This window comes from Pseudobacter ginsenosidimutans (assembly GCF_007970185.1).
Lineage (GTDB): Bacteria > Bacteroidota > Bacteroidia > Chitinophagales > Chitinophagaceae > Pseudobacter > Pseudobacter ginsenosidimutans.
Genome location: NZ_CP042431.1, coordinates 231,614 through 251,608, shown reverse-complemented (window position 1 = coordinate 251,608; position 19,995 = coordinate 231,614). Strand labels below are relative to the sequence as shown.

At 48.2% G+C, this 19,995-nt stretch carries 18 protein-coding genes; 6 read left to right on the top strand and 12 right to left on the bottom strand.

Annotated features, from left to right (window positions below):
- Positions 1-11 precede the first annotated feature (11 nt).
- A complete protein-coding gene (locus FSB84_RS01045) occupies positions 12-920 on the bottom strand; it encodes an alpha/beta hydrolase (RefSeq protein WP_130543420.1) in 909 nt (302 codons plus the stop codon).
- A 188-nt stretch (positions 921-1,108) separates the two neighbouring features.
- Between FSB84_RS01045 and FSB84_RS01040 the strand changes: the two genes are divergently transcribed.
- Positions 1,109-1,537, top strand: a complete 429-nt coding sequence (locus tag FSB84_RS01040; RefSeq protein ID WP_130543421.1) for a hypothetical protein — start codon at positions 1,109-1,111, stop codon at positions 1,535-1,537.
- 552 nt (positions 1,538-2,089) lie between these two features.
- On the opposite strand, the gene FSB84_RS01035 is transcribed toward FSB84_RS01040, so the two are convergent.
- Both FSB84_RS01035 and queA read right to left on the bottom strand, forming a co-directional pair.
- On the bottom strand, positions 2,090-3,226 hold the full coding sequence (locus FSB84_RS01035; protein ID WP_130543422.1) for a glycosyltransferase family 4 protein: 1,137 nt from the start codon (positions 3,224-3,226) through the stop codon (positions 2,090-2,092).
- Between the two features lie 112 nt (positions 3,227-3,338).
- Complete coding sequence (gene queA, locus FSB84_RS01030; protein ID WP_130543423.1) at positions 3,339-4,388, bottom strand: tRNA preQ1(34) S-adenosylmethionine ribosyltransferase-isomerase QueA; 1,050 nt, start codon at positions 4,386-4,388, stop codon at positions 3,339-3,341.
- Positions 4,389-4,672: 284 nt separating this feature from the next.
- Between queA and FSB84_RS01025 the strand changes: the two genes are divergently transcribed.
- On the top strand, positions 4,673-6,037 hold the full coding sequence (locus FSB84_RS01025; RefSeq protein WP_158643736.1) for a TraB/GumN family protein: 1,365 nt from the start codon (positions 4,673-4,675) through the stop codon (positions 6,035-6,037).
- Entirely contained in the window at positions 6,034-8,586 is a 2,553-nt protein-coding gene (locus FSB84_RS01020) for a hypothetical protein (RefSeq protein WP_147122003.1), read from the top strand. The genes FSB84_RS01025 and FSB84_RS01020 overlap by 4 nt, the downstream gene beginning before the upstream one ends.
- 59 nt (positions 8,587-8,645) lie before the next feature.
- Here FSB84_RS01020 and FSB84_RS01015 read toward each other — a convergent pair whose 3' ends face one another.
- The gene (locus tag FSB84_RS01015) at positions 8,646-10,346 is read right to left on the bottom strand and encodes an ABC transporter ATP-binding protein (protein WP_130543425.1); all 1,701 of its coding nucleotides are present in this window, start codon (positions 10,344-10,346) and stop codon (positions 8,646-8,648) included.
- 8 nt (positions 10,347-10,354) lie between these two features.
- A complete protein-coding gene (locus tag FSB84_RS01010; protein ID WP_130543426.1) occupies positions 10,355-11,125 on the bottom strand; it encodes an AMP nucleosidase in 771 nt (256 codons plus the stop codon).
- A 49-nt stretch (positions 11,126-11,174) separates the two neighbouring features.
- Between FSB84_RS01010 and FSB84_RS01005 the strand changes: the two genes are divergently transcribed.
- Positions 11,175-11,612 (top strand): type I restriction enzyme HsdR N-terminal domain-containing protein, encoded by a 438-nt coding sequence (locus FSB84_RS01005; protein ID WP_130543427.1) that lies wholly within the window; start codon positions 11,175-11,177, stop codon positions 11,610-11,612.
- A 59-nt stretch (positions 11,613-11,671) separates the two neighbouring features.
- Positions 11,672-14,080: a DUF2339 domain-containing protein gene (locus FSB84_RS01000; RefSeq protein WP_130543428.1), complete on the top strand. Its 2,409-nt coding sequence runs from the start codon at positions 11,672-11,674 to the stop codon at positions 14,078-14,080.
- Here the strand turns inward: FSB84_RS01000 and FSB84_RS00995 are convergent.
- From FSB84_RS00995 to FSB84_RS00970, 6 genes are all read right to left on the bottom strand, one after another.
- Entirely contained in the window at positions 14,077-14,571 is a 495-nt protein-coding gene (locus tag FSB84_RS00995) for a GNAT family N-acetyltransferase (RefSeq protein WP_130543429.1), read from the bottom strand. The two genes, FSB84_RS01000 and FSB84_RS00995, sit on opposite strands and share 4 nt — an antisense overlap.
- Positions 14,572-14,573: 2 nt before the next feature.
- Positions 14,574-14,996: a GNAT family N-acetyltransferase gene (locus FSB84_RS00990; RefSeq protein WP_130543430.1), complete on the bottom strand. Its 423-nt coding sequence runs from the start codon at positions 14,994-14,996 to the stop codon at positions 14,574-14,576.
- A gap of 72 nt (positions 14,997-15,068) precedes the next feature.
- Entirely contained in the window at positions 15,069-16,478 is a 1,410-nt protein-coding gene (locus tag FSB84_RS00985; protein ID WP_130543431.1) for a Glu/Leu/Phe/Val family dehydrogenase, read from the bottom strand.
- Between the two features lie 48 nt (positions 16,479-16,526).
- Entirely contained in the window at positions 16,527-16,748 is a 222-nt protein-coding gene (locus tag FSB84_RS00980) for a CcmD family protein (RefSeq protein ID WP_127126467.1), read from the bottom strand.
- A 6-nt stretch (positions 16,749-16,754) separates the two neighbouring features.
- Positions 16,755-17,426, bottom strand: a complete 672-nt coding sequence (gene ccsA, locus FSB84_RS00975; protein ID WP_130543432.1) for a cytochrome c biogenesis protein CcsA — start codon at positions 17,424-17,426, stop codon at positions 16,755-16,757.
- 273 nt (positions 17,427-17,699) lie between these two features.
- Positions 17,700-18,338 carry a heme exporter protein CcmB gene (locus FSB84_RS00970; RefSeq protein ID WP_225980129.1) on the bottom strand — a complete coding sequence of 213 codons (639 nt, stop codon included), beginning with the start codon at positions 18,336-18,338 and terminating at the stop codon, positions 17,700-17,702.
- 114 nt (positions 18,339-18,452) lie between these two features.
- Here FSB84_RS00970 and FSB84_RS00965 point away from each other — a divergent pair, with 114 nt between their 5' ends.
- Positions 18,453-19,358, top strand: a complete 906-nt coding sequence (locus FSB84_RS00965) for a DUF6263 family protein (protein ID WP_130543434.1) — start codon at positions 18,453-18,455, stop codon at positions 19,356-19,358.
- Here FSB84_RS00965 and FSB84_RS00960 read toward each other — a convergent pair whose 3' ends face one another.
- Positions 19,359-19,928 carry a thymidine kinase gene (locus FSB84_RS00960; RefSeq protein ID WP_130543435.1) on the bottom strand — a complete coding sequence of 190 codons (570 nt, stop codon included), beginning with the start codon at positions 19,926-19,928 and terminating at the stop codon, positions 19,359-19,361. It lies immediately after the preceding gene.
- Positions 19,929-19,995: the final 67 nt, after the last annotated feature.

The window sequence follows — 19,995 nt, the reverse complement described above, 5'->3', positions numbered from 1 at the left end:
GCAGCGTACGTTTATTTTACAAACTTGTTTTGGCGGAGCCATTTGTGCAGTAATTCCATCCATTTTACATCGGAGCCGGGATTGATCATGCCGAATCCATGTCCTCCTTCTTCAAACTCATACAACTCTGCAGGTACTTTATGTTGCAGGCAGGCGGCATAGAATTGACGACTGTTCTGTATCAGTACCGTTTTATCGTTTTTCGCATGTACGAGGAAGGTAGGAGGTGTTTTGGCGGTTACGCGCTGGTCGTTGCTGAAGGTTTTAATCTTTTCTGCTGAAGGATGTTCTCCGATCAGGTTGGTGCGTGAGCCTTTGTGCATGAGGCTGTCGGTAAAACTGATCACGGGATAGATAAGCACCATGAAATCCGGTCGCAGGTTGGTTTTGCGGGGAACATCGATATAATGTGTATCGAAATGGGTGCCTGCGGTGGAAGCGAGATGCCCTCCGGCAGAGAAACCGAGGATGCCTACTTTGTCTGTCTTCACACCATATTCCTTTGCCCTTTCACGCACGATCTGTATCGCGCGTTGCGCATCCTGCACCGGCCCGATGCTTCGATCGATCATGGTGGTATCATCAGGCAGTCTGTATTTCAGTACGAATGCAGCGATGCCCATTTCATTCAGGGCTTTGGCCACATCATGCCCTTCATGTTTGATGGCGAGAATGGAATAACCTCCACCCGGAACAATGATCACTCCTGTGCCTGTTGCTTTTTCTTTTGGAGGAAGATATACAGTCAGACCGGGTTCACTCACTTTGGAGATCCGCACTTTACCAACATGGTCGGTGACTGATTTTTCGCGATTGGTTGTTGGAATGGAATTGGGAATGACGTCGTACAAAGGGATTTCAGTTTGTGCCTCCGCTGCCAGGGAAAAGCTGCAAAGCAGGGCAAGGGTAAGTGATCTCATAGTTTCGTTTGTTAAGATACGTTACAGTTTCAAAATAAGCCGTCCGGCAGCGGCTTTCCAAATGTAAACTTTCAGCAGGATTGTTCCAAGCCGGCTTTCACAGTTCCTTAAGTTAAATGCTTTCTAAAGCGTGAAGTGTAAAGTAACAATGGCATTTGTTTGGGAGTCTAACTACCAAACGCTAGTTTATGAAATACTTATACTCCTTCACCTTACTGGTTACGCTCACGCTTCTCTTTACCAGTTGTTCCAAAAAAAGCTGGCTGGCTCCTTACGACGACAGACTCGAAGGAACCTGGGAGTTGGTTGATGTTTACAAAACAGGATTCGGTCATTCCGACCTGGCTTTCGATGGCGGTCTGTTCACCTTCTATGCCTCCGGTCAGCTGGATTACCAGGATGGCTATGGCGGTTACTATGAAGGCGACTGGGACATCCGTCGCATCAATACAGCCGATGGCACCATCAAAACATTGAAGGTATATTGTGTTGACAGAGCAACCGGAATTGTGCTGGGAGAGTATTTCGACGAAATGATATTTACCGGCACCAACAGGTTTGAAGCCTATATTTATGATGGAGCGAGAACGTATACGTTTCAGTTCCGCAGACGCTAACCGCTCCGGGAATTCGCTCCGGGATTTAATAAACCAGGCTGATGAAACGAACCAGCGCGGGAGAATTTCTTCCGCGCTTTTTTATGGGAAGATGGGACGGAAGAATATGATTGAGCTGTATCGCTTACGTTTCATAGGCCTGGGTTTCTTAATCCCTTCGCTAATGCGTCCGCCTCTGTGCGGCACCTGTGGCCAATGTTGCTGTAGTAAAATGAATAGTGACAGTAGGTGAAATGTAATGTAATGTGATATAATGTGATATAATGTGATGTGATGTAATGTGATGTGATGTTTGAAGTATTAGCAGTATTTAAGGAAGTTTCAATTACGTGTGATCATAAGGGAAAGCAACAAGTCTTCCGCAATGATGAACGCTATCAATTGCTATTCAAAAACACTGATGCGTTCTCGGTTCATGGAGCGAAGGGGTATGAAACTGGCGGCCTTCAAAACATAAGCGATGAAGAACAACAGAAATACAAAAGCCCCATCTTTCCTTACTCCAGTTCAATTAACATCCTCCCGCGGCGGTATGTTTTGCAGCCGTCCATTTCATACCCCAGAGCGACTAAGGAGGGAGGTGTAAATTTCTTCGATCTCTCTCGTCATAGTAGATGCGCTGTACGAACTGCTAATGGTTTGTTGCGCGGCATTACCGAGTTGTTGGCGCATGTTGGCGTTTGATGCCAGGGTGAGCAATGCTTCGGAGAGATTGCTGGCGAGCTCATCAGTGGCGATGAGAAGGCCGTTCTCGTTGTGGCGGATCACTTCGGAAGTGCCGTCGACCAGGGTGCCGATGATGGCCTTGCGCATGGACATTGCTTCGAGCAGTCCGATAGGCAGACCTTCCCAGAGTGAAGGCAGTACGAAAATGTCAGCCGCAGCGAGTACATCAGGAACATCCTGGCGGAAGGGTTGGAAGATTACTTTGTTTTCTATTTGGAGGTCCTTTACGAGTTGGAGGGCGGCGGGTTTTTGATCGCCATCACCAACCATGAGGAGTTGGAGTTGCGGATTTTGTTGCTGCGCTTTGGCGAAGGCTTCAAGGAGTTTGAGTGGCTGCTTCTGGTGAATGAAACGGGCCACGAAGAGGACCAGGATGTTATCTTCGGGAATGTTGAGCTCCTGGCGGATATTTTTGAATGAACGACTGGGATCGAATTTTTTCTGATCGATGCCATTGTTGACCACCACCGAATTGAATTTGGGAAAATAGCGTTTTCCTGTTGCCTGGTTGGAGGCGGAAACGGAAATGTTCACATCGGATTTGCTGGTGAGCAGTTGTTCACCCATCACGCGGATCTTGCGGATCAGCGCTTGCTGGTCATCGTGAAAGGACCAGCCATGGATGGTGTAAACGAGCGGCAGCTTGAGTTTGCGGGTTGCCCAGAACACGTTGGAATTGGCCCGGGTCCCATGCGCATGTACGAGGCTGATATGATTCTGTTGAATGAACGCTTTTACCTTTTTCCATTTACTGATGTCGAATGGTTTTTCTGTATAGATCACTTCCGTTTGAACGCCCATTTGTTTGAGGCGGTCTACCATGGGACCATCGGTGAAGGAGAGAACAACCGGTTCGAACCGGCTGCGGTCCAGGTTTTCTACGAGGCTGAGTAAGTGGCTTTCTCCACCGCCGATCTGTCCCTGGCGGATGGTTTCCAGTATCCTGATCTTTTTATTGCTCATCGGTGCGAATGTACTTATAATCCTGCAAGGCCGGTAGTGGTGAGGATTTGATCATAAATAAAAAACTCCGCGTAGAAGCGGAGTTTGTATCTGAGATAGTAAATAGTAAAGTTTAGATCACCAGCATGGCGTCTCCGTAGCTGAAGAAGCGGTATTTGTCTTTGATCGCTTTCCTGTAAGCTTCCATGGCCAGTTCATAACCGGCAAAGGCGCAGGTCATGATGAGCAGGCTTGTTTTAGGGAGATGCAGGTTGGTGATGAGGGAGTCTGCAATATTGAACTGGTAAGGAGGATGGATAAAGATATTGGTCCAGCCTTCAGACGGTTTCAAATGTTTTTCTGCAGTGTAGGAAGACTCAAGTGCACGCATGGTGGTGGTACCTACGGAACAGATGCGGTGGCCGGTTTCAATGGCTTTGTTCACCACTTTGCAGGCGCCTTCTTCGATGCGGTAGTACTCGGCATCCATCTTGTGTTTGCTGAGGTCTTCCACTTCGATGGGGCGGAAAGTGCCGAGGCCGGTGTGCAGCGTTACTTCAGCGAAACGAATGCCTTTGATCTCGAGACGTTTGATCAGCTCGATGCTGAAGTGCAGGCCGGCAGTGGGGGCGGCAACCGCTCCTTCATGCTTGGCGTAAACGGTCTGGTATCTTTCCTTGTCTTCTGCTTCAGGCTTGCGCTTGATATATTTTGGAAGGGGAGTTTCTCCCAGGAATTCGAGCATTTGACGGAACTCTTCGTCGGTGCCATCCCAGAGGAAGCGGATGGTACGGCCGCGGGAAGTGGTATTGTCGATCACTTCTGCAACCAGTTCATCGTTCTCTCCGAAATAGAGTTTGTTGCCAACGCGGATCTTACGGGCCGGGTCAACGATCACGTCCCAGAGACGGTTGGGCTTGTTCAGTTCGCGCAAAAGGAAAACCTCGATCTTGGCGCCGGTCTTCTCTTTGCGGCCATACATGCGCGCGGGAAACACTTTGGTATTGTTCACAACAAATACATCCTTGTCGTCGAAGTAATCCATTACATCACGGAAATACTTGTTCTCAATCTGGCCAGTCTTCCTGTGAACCACCATCAGTCGGGCATCTTCACGTTTCTTGGTAGGATGTTGTGCAATAAGGTTGAGCGGTAGATCAAATCTGAACTGTGAAAGTTTCATGCAGCTTATTAAATTGTGTTTAAAGCGCGCCACATGGTACCAAAACATGGAGTAAGAGACGGGTACATCGGGGGGACCGGTACAAACGAGGTCTTACGGCACCAGGTTTGATAACATGTAAAGCTTCATTTTCAAGCGGGCGAAGGTACAAAAAAAACTGTACAAAGAAAAAAATTATATGGCATGGATTGGCGCAGATTCCCGCATCCATTGGGTTAAAATCCGCTTGAATGCTGTATTTGCTGGCGTATATTTGGAAATACAAACCCCTTCAGAACTTTATTATGAAAAGAATCCTGTTCCTGCTTCTCGGTACCTTATGTGTTTACAGTCTGACGGCCCAATCCAATAAGACAAAACCTCAACCGAAAAAGCCTTCCACCCCGTCTGCGGCTTCCATTGGCGCCGGCAAGAAATACCCCAGCCTGCTCTGGGTGATCACCGGGAACGGCCTCAAAAAACCATCCTACCTCTTTGGCACCATGCACGTAAGCAATAAGCTGGCCTTCAACCTGGGCGACAGCTTCTACAATGCTATCCGTACCGTGGATGTAGTGGCCCTGGAAACCAATCCGGAAACATGGCAGGACGATTACAGCAGGAGTATGCTGATGCGCAACGGTTACGGCGATGAAAGGTCCTATCTCCGTCTCAGCCGCAGCAACTGGAATGTTCCCATGCAGACCATGAGCATCACTTCGTTTGCTATTGACAGTTATGAAGAGCTGACCAAGGCTTCCCTGGCCCTGGAGCCCTCCATGATCAATGGAATGCTCTACCGGACCTATGGAGGCAACTCGAACGATTTTGAAGAAAACACTTTCCTCGATATGCATATCTTCCAGGTAGGCCGCAAACTCGGCAAACGGGTGAGTGGGGTGGAAGATTTTGAAGCCAGCGAAAAACTGGTGGCCGAAGCTTACCGCGATGCCTCTCGCGATAAAAACAAAAAGAAAAAAAGCTACAGCTATGAAGGGATGATGAACAATCCCAAAAGAGTGGAAGACGCTTACCGCGATGGAGACCTGGACCTCCTCGATTCCCTCCAGGCCCTCTCCGTGGAATCCGATGCTTTCCAGGAAAAATTCCTGTACAAAAGGAATGAGATCCAGGCCAATTCGATCGACAGTATCCTGCGCAAATCAAGTCTCTTCGTTGGCGTTGGCGCTGCACACCTGCCAGGTAAACGCGGCGTGATCGAAATGCTCCGTCATATGGGCTATACCGTTAGACCCGTGATGATGACCAACCGCAACAGCCTGCAAAAAGACCAGATCGATAAAATGCGCGTGGAGCACGCCTTCCAGCAGCAGACTTCCGGTGATGGATTTTACAAAGTGTCTATCCCCGGTAAGAAATTCTACCAGTTCACCAATATGGGCGGCGGTATCGATGTAGTGCAATACGCAGATCTCGTGAATGGCGCCTACTATCTGGTGACCCGTGTAAAGACCAATAGTTCACTCTGGGGCGATGATCCTTCCAAAGTGGCCAATAAGATCGATGCAGCTCTCTACGAAAATATTCCCGGTAAGATCATCAAGAAAACAGCCATCACCAGGAACGGCTTTCCCGGTTTCGATATTACCAACCGCACCCGCAGGGGCGATATCCAACGCTACCAGATCTTTATCACCCCTTTGAGATGATCTTCTTCAAAATGAGTGGCAACGCTGATTTTGTAAGCTCAGGAACAGAGGCCAGCAAATTCTTCAATTCCATTTCACTCAAAGAATATACGCCCGCTCCCGAATGGATCAGCTACCAGCCGCCTGCAGGAGGATTCAGCGTGATGATGCCGCATACGCCCAGCATGCTGCACGACAAAATGTGGAATAACAACCGCCTTGAATACGCCGCCACAGACAGGAAAGATGGAAACAGTTACCTGGTGATGAAAGGCAATATTCACAACTATTCCTATATCGAAGAAGATACCTTCGAACTGAACCTCATGGATGAAAGCTACCAGTACTCAGGGTATCTGGACAAGCCGGTTTCCCGCAGCTTCACTTCTTTCAAAGGCTATCCATCTCTCAACTGTACCTACAAACACAAGGACGGCAGCTTCAGCACCGTGAAATATATTATCCAGGGTCCCAACTATTACGCATTGCTGGCGCGTTACAAGCAGGAAAATCCTGCTGTTAAGAAATTCATGGAATCCTTCCAGCTCACGCCCAATATTTACCCGGCAGCCACCCTCCAAACGGATACCACTATGCGTTTTTCCGTGAAGAGCCCTGTGCCTCTCAGTAAGGTTGATCCGAAAGATGCTGAAATGATCCAGTTCATGGCCAACCTGAACAAAGACGAAGATGATTCAGAAGAAGACGACCAGGCCAGCTACAAAACCCTCCTGATCGGCAACGATACTCTCGGTGAAAAGATCTGGGTCACTTACTCGCAGCTCTCCAAAAAAGCCTGGAACAAAGACAGTCTCGGCTTCTGGAAAGGCATGTTCGGCGATACCTGGAACCAGGACAGCTCCTTACTCTTTAAAAGCAATTCAACCAAAAGACTGCCGGACGGATCACGGCAATATGATTTCTCCGTAACCGATACAGGCAGCAGCCGATTACTGGTTACAAGATTGTATTATAAAGATGGACATGTATTCTCTTTCAGCTCACTAACTGATACTGTCACCCGAAAAAGCGATTTCCTGGAAGCATTCTATTCCAGTTTTGCACCCAATGAATCGCTAAAAAGCAGTTCGCTGCTCAACAAAAAGAACAGCGAATACATCCGTGACCTTTTCAGTAAAGACAGCGCCGTTGCCAAACGCGCAGCCAAACAGGTTTTCCGGATGGACCTGGATTCCTCCGATGTGCCGCTGGTGAAGAACGCTATCGGTTCCCTCAACTGGGGCGTACGGAATTACATGGCCGTGAAAGAATACCTGATCAAGGAACTGGGCTACCTGAAGGATCCTTCAATAGTGGCTTACCTCACCGATCTTTACTGGAAAATAAAAGACACTTCTGATCTGCAGCAGACCATCCTCAAAGCCTTGTTGTCGCAGAAAACGAAAGCCGGTTTCCAGGCGTTCAAAGACCTGATGCTGCAGGAACCGCCCATCATCGAGTCCGATAATAACAATTACGGATACACTAACAACTACCGCAGGAACAATAACCGTTCGGTGGACATTATCCTGGCGGCGCCGGAAGCGCGTACCTCATATTCCTATTACAATTACCGCGGCAACTGGCACCAGTTGTATGATTCCCTTGCACTCACCAGGACCTTGTTCCCGGACATGCTCCAGTTCCTCAACATCGATGATTTCAAAAAAGAAACACTGGAACTGATGCATACCCTGGCAGACAGCGGTTTTCTGAAAGGGGCCGATTATGAGTCCTATCTCAGCAAGCTCTATCTCGATGGCCGTCAGTTGCTCAAAAAGCAGATCGCGACGGAGAACAAGAGGAATATGCAGAAGATGACCAGGAAAGATGTTTCCAGTCTTTACAATACCAACAGGGACGATGATGAAGAGGAAGATGAGGACCTTGACGAAGGCAACAGTGATGTAGATCAGTATTCCGTGCTGCTCCTGCCTTTCCGCAAAAAGCACCAGGGCATCCAGAATTATTTCACACAGTTGATGACCACCAGCGACCGCAGGCTGTTGTACAACAGTTTCATCCTGCTGCTCCGCAACAACGAGCCTGTACCGGATTCTCTTTTTACAAAATTCGCATCTCTCGATCGCTACCGGGTGGAATTGTATACAGATCTGAAGGATATGAACAAGCTGGACAATTTTCCGAAAGCTGAAAAGAACCAGATGGCGATGGTGAAAAGCATGCTGCTGGAAGAGATCGGTAATTACAAATTGCCTGATACTTTGGTTTTCCTGGATACCCTGCCGGTGAATTACAAAGGACAGGCAGGACGTATCTTTTTCTACAAATACAAAAAGATGCGTGATGATGATGTTTGGTCGCTTGCCGTAGCCGGTATGCAGCCGTTAAACAAAGATTCCGTTGATGTATTGCCCAGTGAATTCATGCAGGCAGAAGGTCGCACGCTGGAAAATGATCAACCGGTGGATGTTCAATTGAAGAAAGTGCTGAAAGAAATGCTGATCACGCTTCATCCATGTGCGGAAGAATTTTATGAGGCAAGACGCTATGCGAAATTCAAAAACATGCTCTCCGAAATGGTGAAGGGTAGGAGATACCAGGATTGATTTTGTTTCGAAGTGCCGCCAGTCACGCGCCGGAAGGCGGGCGACTGGCGGCATTCTATTTAAATGGCGGCCTTCGGAATAGATGCAATGAGTTGTTTTGTGTAATCTCTTTGCGGGTTGGAATAGATATCTTCTGCATTGCCCATCTCTTCTATCATTCCTTTATTCATCACCATGATCCGGTCGCTGATATATCGGACAACGGAAAGATCATGAGAGATGAAGATTGTGGTGAGATCGAATTCCTTTTTGAGGTCATTGAGCAGGTTGAGGATCTGTGCCTGAACACTCACATCTAGCGCAGACACGGATTCGTCGCAGACAACAAAAGTAGGGCCCAGGGCCAGCGCACGGGCGATCACGATCCGCTGTCTTTGTCCACCTGAGAACTCATGTGGATACCTGTTGAAATGTTCCGGTTTGAGATCTACTTTATGCAGCATTTCCATCGCCCATTCCTTTCTCATTTTCCCATTTTTATGCAGGCCATGCACGCTCATCGGTTCTACGATGGCATCGCCGATGGTCATGCGCGGATTGAGAGAAGAATAAGGGTCCTGGAAGATGATCTGAATATTCTGACGAAGATCTTTCAATGCATCTTTTTTGATGGCCGTTATGTTTTGTCCATTGTACCAGATGCTTCCTCCGGTGGGATCGATGAGGCGCAGCAGGCTGCGGCCCAGCGTGGTTTTTCCGCAACCGGATTCGCCTACCAGCCCGAGCGTTTCTCCTTTCCGGACGGTGAAGCTAACATCGTTCACTGCCTTCACATAGTCCAGCGGCTTGCCGAAAAATGTTTTGCGGGCAGGAAACCATACTTTCAGGTTTTCCACTTTCAAAAGTGGAGCTGCATCGTCGGATAATGGAATAATGGATGCGGTTGATTTTTCTTTTACAATTGTTCTGCCTTCGAGGAAATCACTTACCACCGGCAGTCTTTCCCCTTTCTTGTGCAGGATGGGACGACAGGCCAGCAGGCCTTTGGTATAAGGATGCTGCGGTGAATGAAAGATGTCTTTGGTGCTGCCCTGTTCAACGATGGCGCCCTTGTACATCACAATGGCGCGGTCGGCCACTTCAGCTACTACACCCAGATCATGGGTAATGAAGATGACGCCCATTTTTTCTGTTTCCTGTAAGCCACGGATCAGTTGGAGGATGGTCTTCTGCACAGTTACATCCAATGCAGTAGTTGGTTCATCGCAGATGAGCAGGCTGGGATTGCAGCTCATAGCCATTGCTATCATCACCCTTTGTTTCTGGCCGCCACTGAGCTGATGCGGGTAGCGGTCCATCAGCAATGCGGGATTGGGCAGTTTCACTTTTTCAAAAAGTTCCAGTGTGCGGGCATTAGCTTCGGTTGTGGATACCTGTTGGTGCTGACGGATGGCTTCCATTACCTGCGAGCCGCAGGTGAAAACAGGATTGAGAGAGGTCATGGGTTCCTGGAAGATCATGGCTATCCTGTGTCCGCGGATACTTCGCAACTGTTCTGCCGATTGTTCCAGCATATTCACCTGTTGTTGTCCATCGGCTGAAAACAGGATGGAGCCTGCAGTGTACCGGGCAGGCGGTGATGGCAGCAGTTGCAGTATGCTCAGGGAAGTAACGGATTTGCCGGAGCCTGATTCGCCCACGATGGCAACGATCTCTCCACGGTTCACTTCCAGTGAAATATTTTTCACGGCGGTGGTGGTTCCCAGTTCACTGATAAAATCCACCTGCAGGTCATCGATCTGTAAAAGAGGGTAGGGCATTGACTGGATCAGAATTTCAGGTGTTTTACTGTGAGGCCGTCGTTGATCAGTTGCTTGAGCGAGTCGATACCGATATGCACATGACGCTCCACGAAGTTGGTGGTAACGAGCTTATCGCTGGCTTCGGTTTTCACTCCTTCCGGGGACATCGGTTGATCGCTCACCAGCAGCAGTGCGCCGGTGGGGATCTTGTTGTAAAAGCCAACAGTGAAGATGGTGGCCGTTTCCATATCGATGGCATAGGCGCGGATGCGCTGCAGGTATTCTTTGAAGCCGTCATCGTGTTCCCAGACGCGGCGGTTGGTGGTGTACACGGGGCCTGTCCAGTAATCCACTCCATAATCGCGGATGGTGGTGGAGACTGCTTTCTGAAGCGCGAAAGCCGGCAGGGCAGGCACTTCAGGCGGGAAGTAGTCGTTGGAAGTACCTTCTCCGCGGATGGCGGCGATGGGCAGGATGAGGTCGCCGATATTATTCCTTTTTTTCAGCCCACCGCATTTGCCCAGGAAGAGTACGGCACTGGGCTCGATGGCCGTGAGCAGGTCCATCACCGTAGCGGCGCCAGGGCTTCCCATTCCGAAATTGATGATGGTGATATTGTCTGCCGTGGCGCATTGCATCGGACGGCCTTCGCCAATAACCGGTACATTATTCCATTTTGCAAACAATCCAACATAATTGCTGAAGTTGGTGAGCAGGATGTATTTACCGAAATTCTCCAGCTGCTCTCCGGTGTAGCGGGGCAGCCAGTTCTGTACGATTTCCTCTTTGGTCTTCATAACTTAAATTTCGTGTATTTAATTCATATAAAGAACTAGTTTTGGCGCTATGCTCCGCATCGATTATCCCGAACATCCATTCAGGTTCAAGAAAACAGATGAGAAGGAATTCATTTTTGATGAATTCCGCAAAAGCTGGGTGAGGCTCACTCCGGAAGAGTGGGTGCGGCAGAATTTCCTGCAATACCTTTTGAAAGTGAAACAATATCCCGCTTCACTCATAGCAGTGGAAAAAGAACTGCGACTGGGGGAATTGAAAAAGCGATTCGATATACTGGTTTACAACCAGCAGCATAAACCCTGGCTGATGGTGGAATGCAAGGCCATTGGAGTGCCCCTGGAAGAATCCGTGCTGATGCAGGTATTGCGTTACAATATTGCAGTGCCGGTTGATTACCTCGTGATCACCAACGGTGATTATTGTGCAGGATTTGTTAAATCCGGTATTGAACTTCAGCCGATTGATGTAATACCCGACTTCGGTTGAGCATAGCGTTGGTTATTTCCACTATTTTGTTGTTTCTTTAATTGAATTAACTGCGTTCTATGAATAGCATCGAAGAAAAAATTGCGTTGCTCACTGTGCGCATACAGGATCTTGCGTCGCAACAAAATGTTTTCAAGGCTAAGCTGCTCGAACTGATGCAGGAGCTCGACCTGCTGAAAGCACTGGCCGCCAAAGAAAAACTGATCACTGGTCAGGCTCCTGAAGCCTCCTCTATAAAAACAGAAATACCAGAGCCTGTTGTAAACAAGGTGGAGCTTCCGCCTGTTTCAACGCCTCCTGTAAAGCCAGTATCTCCCTTTATACCTGTTCAGCCGGAAAAACCGGCACAACAGAAAGAGATGACAGATACCGGTAAGCCCTTAACTGCTGCAAAAGATGAAAGCAGCAACCTGGAGGAATTCCTGGGTAAGAACCTGGCCAGCAAAGTGGGGATACTCGTTACCGTTATAGGGATCTTCATCGGTGCGAAGTATGCCATCGAACATGATCTCATCAGCCGGCAGGTGCGCATCATGCTCGGCTATTTATCAGGACTGGTGCTGGTGGGGCTTGGCTTGAGGCTCAAAAAGAAATATCCTGCCTACAGTGCAGTGTTGCTGGGAGGAGGATTATGCGTTTGCTATTTCATTACCTATATAGCTTTCACTTATTACCAGATGTTCCCGCGGATGGTGGCCTTTGGCATCATGGTGGCGGTTACGGCTGCTATCGTATATGGGTCATTGTTATATAACAGGGTGATCATTGCTCACCTGGCGCAGGTGGGCGCTTACGCCATTCCATTCCTGTTGAGCGATAACTCCGGGAACTATTCAGCGCTCTTCAGTTATATAGCCATCATCAATGCCGGAATGCTGGTGATCTCCTTGAAAAAATACTGGAAGAGCCTTCTCTATGCTGCTTTCGGAATCACCTGGTTCATTTTCGTTTTTTGGTTTGGCATCGTCTCCGATGAAGAAAGATTCTCGCAGGTGGCCTGGTTCTTCCTCAGTCTCTACTTCGCTTTGTTCTATGCCAGCTTCCTGATCTACAAACTGGTGAGGAAAGAGAAATTTTATTTCGGAGATGTATTGCTGCTGATCCCGAATGCCTTCCTTTTTTTCGGATTGGGACTGTACCTGTTGAACAGGGATGAGGTGTCCGGCTGGGGGCAGGGAGGCTTCACTGTATTGAATGCATTGATCCATGGCGCTGTGGCTTTCTTTGTGAGCAGGATCATCGGAAAGAACAATCATTTGTTCGGACTGCTGATAGGTTTGGTGATCACGTTCATGGCAATCGCTGTACCCGTAACGTTCGATGGAAAAGCTATCACCTTGCTGTGGGCTGCTGAAGCGGTGATCCTGTATCTGCTCGGCAGAAAATGGGAAACAGGATTGTACCTCAATTTCAGTATAGCATTGATCACGCTGGGCCTATGTTCGTTGTGCTTCAATTACGCGTATGAAATGTACAAGCTGGGTAATTTCCATGGTAAGCTGGTCATTCGTCCGGATGCTTTTCTGAATGGTAATTTTTATACGGCGTTCTTAGTACTGGGAGCAAGTTTCGGACTGATATTCCTGCACCGCAATAAATATCGTGAAACTGATCCGGCGAAGACCAACTTCCTGCATGCGTTCTATGATATCCTGCTGCCTGCAGCTGCCATTACGCTTAGCTATTTTGTGTTATTCCTCGAAATATCCCGCTGGTTCAATAATATCAGGGAAACGATGAGAGGGGCGGACGGAAGTTTTGGTCCCTGGGACCAGGAAGTAAGGATGGCTCAGATACTGGCCTTGCTGCTGTATTCTTTTGTGTTTGTACTGGTGCTAACGGCAATCAATCATCGCTGGATCAAATCCATTGCTATCAGGGGTGTTTCATTTGGTGTGTTCATGATCCTGCTGATCTTCTGGGCATTGATCTTCTTACGAATACTCAATATACAGACGGTTAATTATTTTGAGAAAGATCAGACTGGACTGTATTTCGGTTCCTGGAACCTGTTCAACAGGTACCTGATGTTATTGCCCATCGCCGGCCTGCTGTATTATTTTCAGCCTAAGTTCAGCAGCGAGTCCAACCGGAACCTGATGAAAGTGCTGTGGCCCCAATTGATAGTGGTATCCCTGATCCTGTTCCTGAGTTTCGAATATTTACTCTGGACAAAAGTGAGTGGAGCGAACAATCAATACACTTACGGATTGAGTATCCTGTGGGGATTGTATGCACTGGCATTGATTGCTTATGGTATCTGGAAGAAACACCGGGGTGTTCGTTATTCCGCCATGATCATGCTGGTGATCACTTTGCTGAAAGTGACAGTTTTTGATCTTAGCCATGCCAATACACTCACCCGCACTATTTCCTATATTGCATTGGGCGGTATATTGCTACTGATCTCGTATTTGTATAACCGTTATAAAGACCTGCTTTTCGGGAAAGATGAACCTTCGTCTTAAGGAGTGCTTCTGCCGAGTATGAGTACGCTTCTGAGGATGCCGTCCAGCAGGCAAACATCAGGAAGGTTACCCCATTCCTCGAATCCGAATTTTGCAAACAGTTTGATGCTGGGTTCATTGTGTGCGAAGATCTTTCCCAGCAATTTCTGGATGCCCAGTGATGGGGCCTGGCCGATCGCATATTGCAGCAGCGTGGAGCCAAGCCCGTTACCTCTGGCGGCGGGATCGATATAGATGCTGATCTCTGCCGTGATATTGTAGGCTGCGCGTTCGGAGAAATCGGAAAAGCTCATCCAGGCGATCACTTTATGTGTGTCGTTTTCCACTACCCATAATGGTCTGCGTGATGGATCATGATCATCGAACCATACCAGCTTATTCTCCGTGGTAACAGGCTCCAGGTCTGCTGTGACCATCCGGCCGGGGATGGTTGAATTGTAGATCGCCACGATGGTGGGAAGGTCCTGAAGGGTGGCGTGACGGATGTTCATTTTTATAGTTTTTTCTGAAAATGAAAACCGAGGATCTTATATCCCTGGTTGATCCAGAAGCGGATACCTCTTTCGTTGGTTACATAGGCATTGAGCTCAGACACGATGCAGCCCTGCGAGCGGCCGTAATCATGCACCCAGCGCATCATCATTTCCCCGATCTGCTGATTGCGGTATTCAGGCAGCACCATCACATTGTCCGGTTCTATATGTTTCCCGTTATAGAATTTGTTCAATATCCATACACCGGTGATGCCGATGAGTTTATCCGCATCATACACGCCTATGCACTGGTAACGGTGGTTCTTCATTTCTTCCAGTCTTTCAGTGAGTATCTCTTCAGAAATGGTGTAGTTGTTGAGGATCTGAAGCAGGGGGAGGATAGAGCTCCATTCTTCGGGTGGTATGAATCGTATATCGTACATAAGATAAATTTAATAAAAAAATCCCACCTGCTTTCGCAGATGGGATGATCTCGTAAAACAAGCAATACTGCTTTATGGGAAGATGCCCAGTTCAGCGTAGCTGGTGCCTACTTTGTTGATGGCAACAACATAAGCAGCGGTACGCATATCGGGGATCTCAGGATTTGATTTCCATGCATCCATTATCTCACGGGTAGCGGTGATCATGGTTTCTTCCAGACCACTGCGAACCAGGTCAACTTCCTCTGGTCCGTGCATTATGAATTCTTTTTCATTCTCTGCCACTTTCTTACCTGTGAGTCCTTCGATCTGGCCGATGATATGGCTGTTCAGGTTTTCAGTGAAGCGTTTTTCCATACGGCCATATCTTACGTGGCTGAGGTTCTTCAACCATTCGAAGTAAGAAACGGTAACACCACCTGCATTCAGGTACATATCGGGAACCACCAGGGCTCCTTTCTTTGCCAGGATCTCGTCAGCTTCAGGAGTCAGCGGACCGTTGGCGGCTTCGCCGATCACTTTTGCTTTCACGCGCGGAGCATTCTCTCCGTTGATCACATTCTCGAGTGCAGCAGGGATCAGGATATCGCATTCGAATTCCAGTGCATCTGTATTCTTAGCGAAGTTGGTAGCGCCGGGGAAGTTAAGGATGGAACCGGTTTTCTTGCGGTGTTCGAATACGGCGTCGATATCCAGACCATCATTATTGTAAATAGCGCCTTCGAATTCTGCGAGGGCCACTACTTTGGAACCTGCTTCCTGGAAGAATTTGGCGGAGTGGTAGCCTACGTTACCGAGACCTTGCACCACCACTTTCTTACCGGCAACACCGGTAGTCATGCCGAGTTTCTCCATTACATCTTTCATGTTGCACACTTCGCGCAGACCATAGAATACGCCGAGGCCCGTAGCTTCGCGGCGGCCGCGAACGCCACCCTGTGTAACTGGTTTTCCGGTTACGCAACCCAGTGCGTCGATCTCGCCAGGGCGCATGCTCTGGTAAGTATCTACGATCCAGGCCATTTCGCGCTCGCCGGTTCCGTAGTCAGGAGCAGGAACGTCGATGCCAGGTCCGATGAAGTTCTTCTTGATCAGCTCCGACGTGTAACGACGGGTGATCTTTTCCAGTTCGTATGGTGTGTATTTTTTGGGATCGATAGTGATACCGCCTTTAGCGCCTGCGAATGGTACGTTCACAATGGCACATTTGTAAGTCATCAGGGCGGCAAGGGCCATTACCTCATCGAGGTTAACGCTCATGGCAAAACGGATACCACCTTTACAAGGCAGTTTGTGATGAGAGTGCTGAACGCGATAGGCTTTCACTACCTCGATCTTGTCTCCGATCTTTACAGGGAAATGCATCCTGTAAACAGCGTTACATTGTTTGATCTGTTCAAGGATACCTGGATCCCATTTAGTAAACTTAGCGGCTTTGTCAAAACTTTTCTCCACCGCTCCAAAAAAACTGTACTCTGACATGATTAAGCTATTTAAATGTGAAATGGTAAATGTGGCAATAGTAAAAGGCTAGGAGTTTTTCTCGAGCCTGCTGATCTTTCTGTCGAGCCGTATAACGTAGATGTACAGTCCGAGAAGGATGGTTACTATTACTGCCACAACCACATAAATCTTTCCATCGGCCCGCAATCCTGTTTGAGCAGCGGTCGACGCATCGTTAGCAATATGTTCCTGCGCGCCGGCAATGAATACCAGCATCATCGAAAGCAGGGTTGTGATAAATTTCTTCATGATAGATTAGCTGAAATGTTTTTTTTCTTCCAACGTACGGAGGCGCACATTCAGTGTGCTGATCCAAACGCCGAGGAGGCTCCAGCCTAGAACGGCGGGCCAGAATACCAGTCGCATTGTAGGATCCAGAGAGCTGCCTCCGAATCCGGGATTGCCTTCAACGCCCTGACCTCCGGGGTGCAGTGATTCCACCATACGCGGCAATACCATGATCATGGGTATATAAATGAAATAGGCGAAAATATTGTATACAGCGGCTACCCGTCCCCGTTTGTCGATATCTGTCATGGAGTTGCGCAATACAAAATAGGCGAGATAGATCAGCAGCGCGATGGCGGCTCCCAGCTGTTTGGGGTCATTATTCCAGGGTGCGCCCCAGGTATAATTGGCCCAGATCATACCGGTGAGCAATCCCAGTACTCCCATCACTGATCCTGTTCTGGCAAATTCAGTTGCCATGAAATCGTAATGAGGCTTTGGCTTGCGGAGATACAGAATGGAATAGACCAGCGAAACGCTGATCAGCACCAATTGTCCAAACCACATGGGAACATGAAAAAAGAGGTTGCGGATAGTTTCATACAAATTCCCGATTGTGGGCACTTTGATGAGAAAGCCTGCAATAAATGTGTAGAGCAGTAAAACGATACTCAGTATTTTCCACCAGTACTGGCGCATAGATTCCGGTCTTAGATTATCGGATCGCTGGCTATTATGCTTCTTGCACAGGGTATAGGGTAATTGCCAACTACCTGATTAGGTGGGGCAAAATTAGGGGAAGGGATAGTAAATGCGAAATAATGAATGCTAAAAGAAGAAAAATGGACAAACCCGCTCATTTTCCGGTATTGATTGATCATTATAGCAGCAATTGCCGGTTTTGCTGAATTTTCAGCTCAGTTTCCCGAATATTTTTGAATGAATGCTGTATTTGAGCAGGGGAGGCGAGGGTTAATCTTTCCAGAGGAAGGGAAACAGGATCACCGTCAGCAGGATCACCAGTATATCCAGCCCGGCCAGCAGGGCTATCAGCTGACCCAGGCCTGCCTGGATCACATCCGCAAAAGCCACGGAAGAGATCTTCATCAGCAACATCAGCTGGGGAATGATGAGGGGGAAGCCCATGATGGCCATCAGCGCTGCATTCTGTTGCGCCCTGGCTGCAATGGCCGCCAGGAAAGTGAATACCAGGCTGAGGCTGCAGCCGCCCAGGCAAACGATGCCCGTGAATGTCCAGGGATTATTGATGGGATTGCCCATCAGCACCATGAAGAGCAGCATGCTTACCAGGCTCATCACAATCATCAGCATGGCATTGAACAAAAGCTTCGACAAAACAAAATCCCTTGCACCGGCGATCGTATAAAAATACAACATCCGGCCACGGCTCTCCGCCAGGAAACTCTTGGCCACTGCATTCACACAGATGAATAATTGTATCATCCAGAACAATCCGTTCCAGACCTTGTCTTCCGGATGTTCCATGGCCAGGTACAGAACAAAGATGGTGCTGGCCACATACAGGAGCACGCCATAAAAAGTGTACTGCTGCCTGATTTCCAGCAACAGGTCTTTTTTTACGAGCGCCAGTATGGATTGAAATGAATTGATCGTTTTAGCGTTTATTGTTGCGCGAAATTAACATTTAAGCGGTCAACTGCTGATTATTTCCGTACTTTATTCCATAATTCCACTCTACCTGGTATGACTTTAAGATCCTCTGTTTCAAGCCTGTTGGCGATCGTATGTGTAACTATTGTAATGGTTTCCTGCAAGGATGCCAGTGTTGATCTCCGTTTTGTTCCCGATGATAATGCCCTCTATGAATTGAGTTATGAAGGTTCCGGTACCGGCGTGAGGAACGGCGCCACTGAAAAGCATTTCATTTCCTATGTATGGGACCTGCAAACAGCAAAGGACACCAATGCTGCCGGTATAAAGGCCACGTATAAGCGATTTAAGATAGATGCCTTATTTCCAAAAGATACGCTGAGGGTGGATACTGATCATCCCATTCCGGATTCCATCGGCAGAAATACTCCTGCACTGATGGCTCCCTGGGTCTGGCAATCCGTGAAGGGATTATCATTCAACTTTCGGATGAACAGTCTCGGGAAGATCGAAAAAATAGCTTCATTCACACAGCTCCAGACAGAGCTGGCCAAAAAAATATTGCAGGATTCCGCACTGGCGCAAACCGACAGGTTCAGTACCGTGCTGGATATTGCTGCGTCACAGTTCAGTGCTTCCGCCACGCAGGACCTGCTGCAACAGGTGTTCATTGAATTTCCAGGAAGAGTGATGAAAGTGGGCGATACTGTTGGCCGCACTTATAAATACAGCAATGGCCTGCCATTGGTGATAGTGCAGATGTTCAAGGTATCGGAGATAACGGATACAGAGGTTGCCTTCCTGATGGGCGGGTCCGGGTTCCTGGAAGAAAGCAGTGATCATTCCCTCAAAGTGGAACAACAGGGGAAGCTGATCGTGAACAGAAAAACCGGAATGCTGGAATCTGCGTATCTGGAAGAAGTGATCACCGGAAAACTGGATGGTCAGCCCTTCAAACAGGATGGAACAGTAAAAGCTGTTTGCCGCAGGCTCAACTGATCATTTCCCTTCGTAATAACATTTTCTGCAACGCGGCTCGTAGATATCTTTTTCACCCAGCATCAACTGCGTGGGGTTGATCACTTTTCTGTAAGAGTAGTTGGCAATATTTCCACATTTCACGCAGATGGCATGAAGCTTGGTGATATAATCAGCTTTGGCTAAGAGGTTGGGCATCTGCCCGAAAGGTTTGGCAGTATAATCCATATCCAGTCCGGCGATGATCACACGTACGCCTCTCCATGCCAGCTGATCGCATACATCGGGAAGCTGATCATCAAAGAACTGGGCTTCATCGATACCCACTACATCCACATCACTGGCCAGTAAGAGTATGGTTTGTGCACTTTCGATGGGAGTGGAAAGGATGGCGTTTTCATCGTGTGAAACAATCTGTTGTTCGTGATAACGCGTATCTATTTTCGGTTTGAAGATCTCTACGCGAAGATTGGCGATGCGCGCGCGCTTCAATCTCCTGATGAGTTCTTCTGTTTTACCTGAAAACATAGAGCCGCAGATCACTTCAATACTTCCACGCCGTTCCCCGGATATGTTAGGTTCTATGAACATGTTAACGGAAATAGGTATAATAATTGTTAACTTTATGGTACAAACACATAACCCACAAAAGTACCCA

Bases quoted from the DNA above. Each gene is read 5' to 3' on its own strand.
- FSB84_RS01045 (WP_130543420.1), bottom strand. From the start codon at position 920: ATGAGATCACTTACCCTTGCCCTGCTTTGCAGCTTTTCCCTGGCAGCG.
- FSB84_RS01040 (WP_130543421.1), top strand. From the start codon at position 1,109: ATGAAATACTTATACTCCTTCACCTTACTGGTTACGCTCACGCTTCTC.
- FSB84_RS01035 (WP_130543422.1), bottom strand. From the start codon at position 3,226: ATGAGCAATAAAAAGATCAGGATACTGGAAACCATCCGCCAGGGACAG.
- queA (WP_130543423.1), bottom strand. From the start codon at position 4,388: ATGAAACTTTCACAGTTCAGATTTGATCTACCGCTCAACCTTATTGCA.
- FSB84_RS01025 (WP_158643736.1), top strand. From the start codon at position 4,673: ATGAAAAGAATCCTGTTCCTGCTTCTCGGTACCTTATGTGTTTACAGT.
- FSB84_RS01020 (WP_147122003.1), top strand. From the start codon at position 6,034: ATGATCTTCTTCAAAATGAGTGGCAACGCTGATTTTGTAAGCTCAGGA.
- FSB84_RS01015 (WP_130543425.1), bottom strand. From the start codon at position 10,346: ATGCCCTACCCTCTTTTACAGATCGATGACCTGCAGGTGGATTTTATC.
- FSB84_RS01010 (WP_130543426.1), bottom strand. From the start codon at position 11,125: ATGAAGACCAAAGAGGAAATCGTACAGAACTGGCTGCCCCGCTACACC.
- FSB84_RS01005 (WP_130543427.1), top strand. From the start codon at position 11,175: ATGCTCCGCATCGATTATCCCGAACATCCATTCAGGTTCAAGAAAACA.
- FSB84_RS01000 (WP_130543428.1), top strand. From the start codon at position 11,672: ATGAATAGCATCGAAGAAAAAATTGCGTTGCTCACTGTGCGCATACAG.
- FSB84_RS00995 (WP_130543429.1), bottom strand. From the start codon at position 14,571: ATGAACATCCGTCACGCCACCCTTCAGGACCTTCCCACCATCGTGGCG.
- FSB84_RS00990 (WP_130543430.1), bottom strand. From the start codon at position 14,996: ATGTACGATATACGATTCATACCACCCGAAGAATGGAGCTCTATCCTC.
- FSB84_RS00985 (WP_130543431.1), bottom strand. From the start codon at position 16,478: ATGTCAGAGTACAGTTTTTTTGGAGCGGTGGAGAAAAGTTTTGACAAA.
- FSB84_RS00980 (WP_127126467.1), bottom strand. From the start codon at position 16,748: ATGAAGAAATTTATCACAACCCTGCTTTCGATGATGCTGGTATTCATT.
- ccsA (WP_130543432.1), bottom strand. From the start codon at position 17,426: ATGCGCCAGTACTGGTGGAAAATACTGAGTATCGTTTTACTGCTCTAC.
- FSB84_RS00965 (WP_130543434.1), top strand. From the start codon at position 18,453: ATGACTTTAAGATCCTCTGTTTCAAGCCTGTTGGCGATCGTATGTGTA.
- FSB84_RS00960 (WP_130543435.1), bottom strand. From the start codon at position 19,928: ATGTTCATAGAACCTAACATATCCGGGGAACGGCGTGGAAGTATTGAA.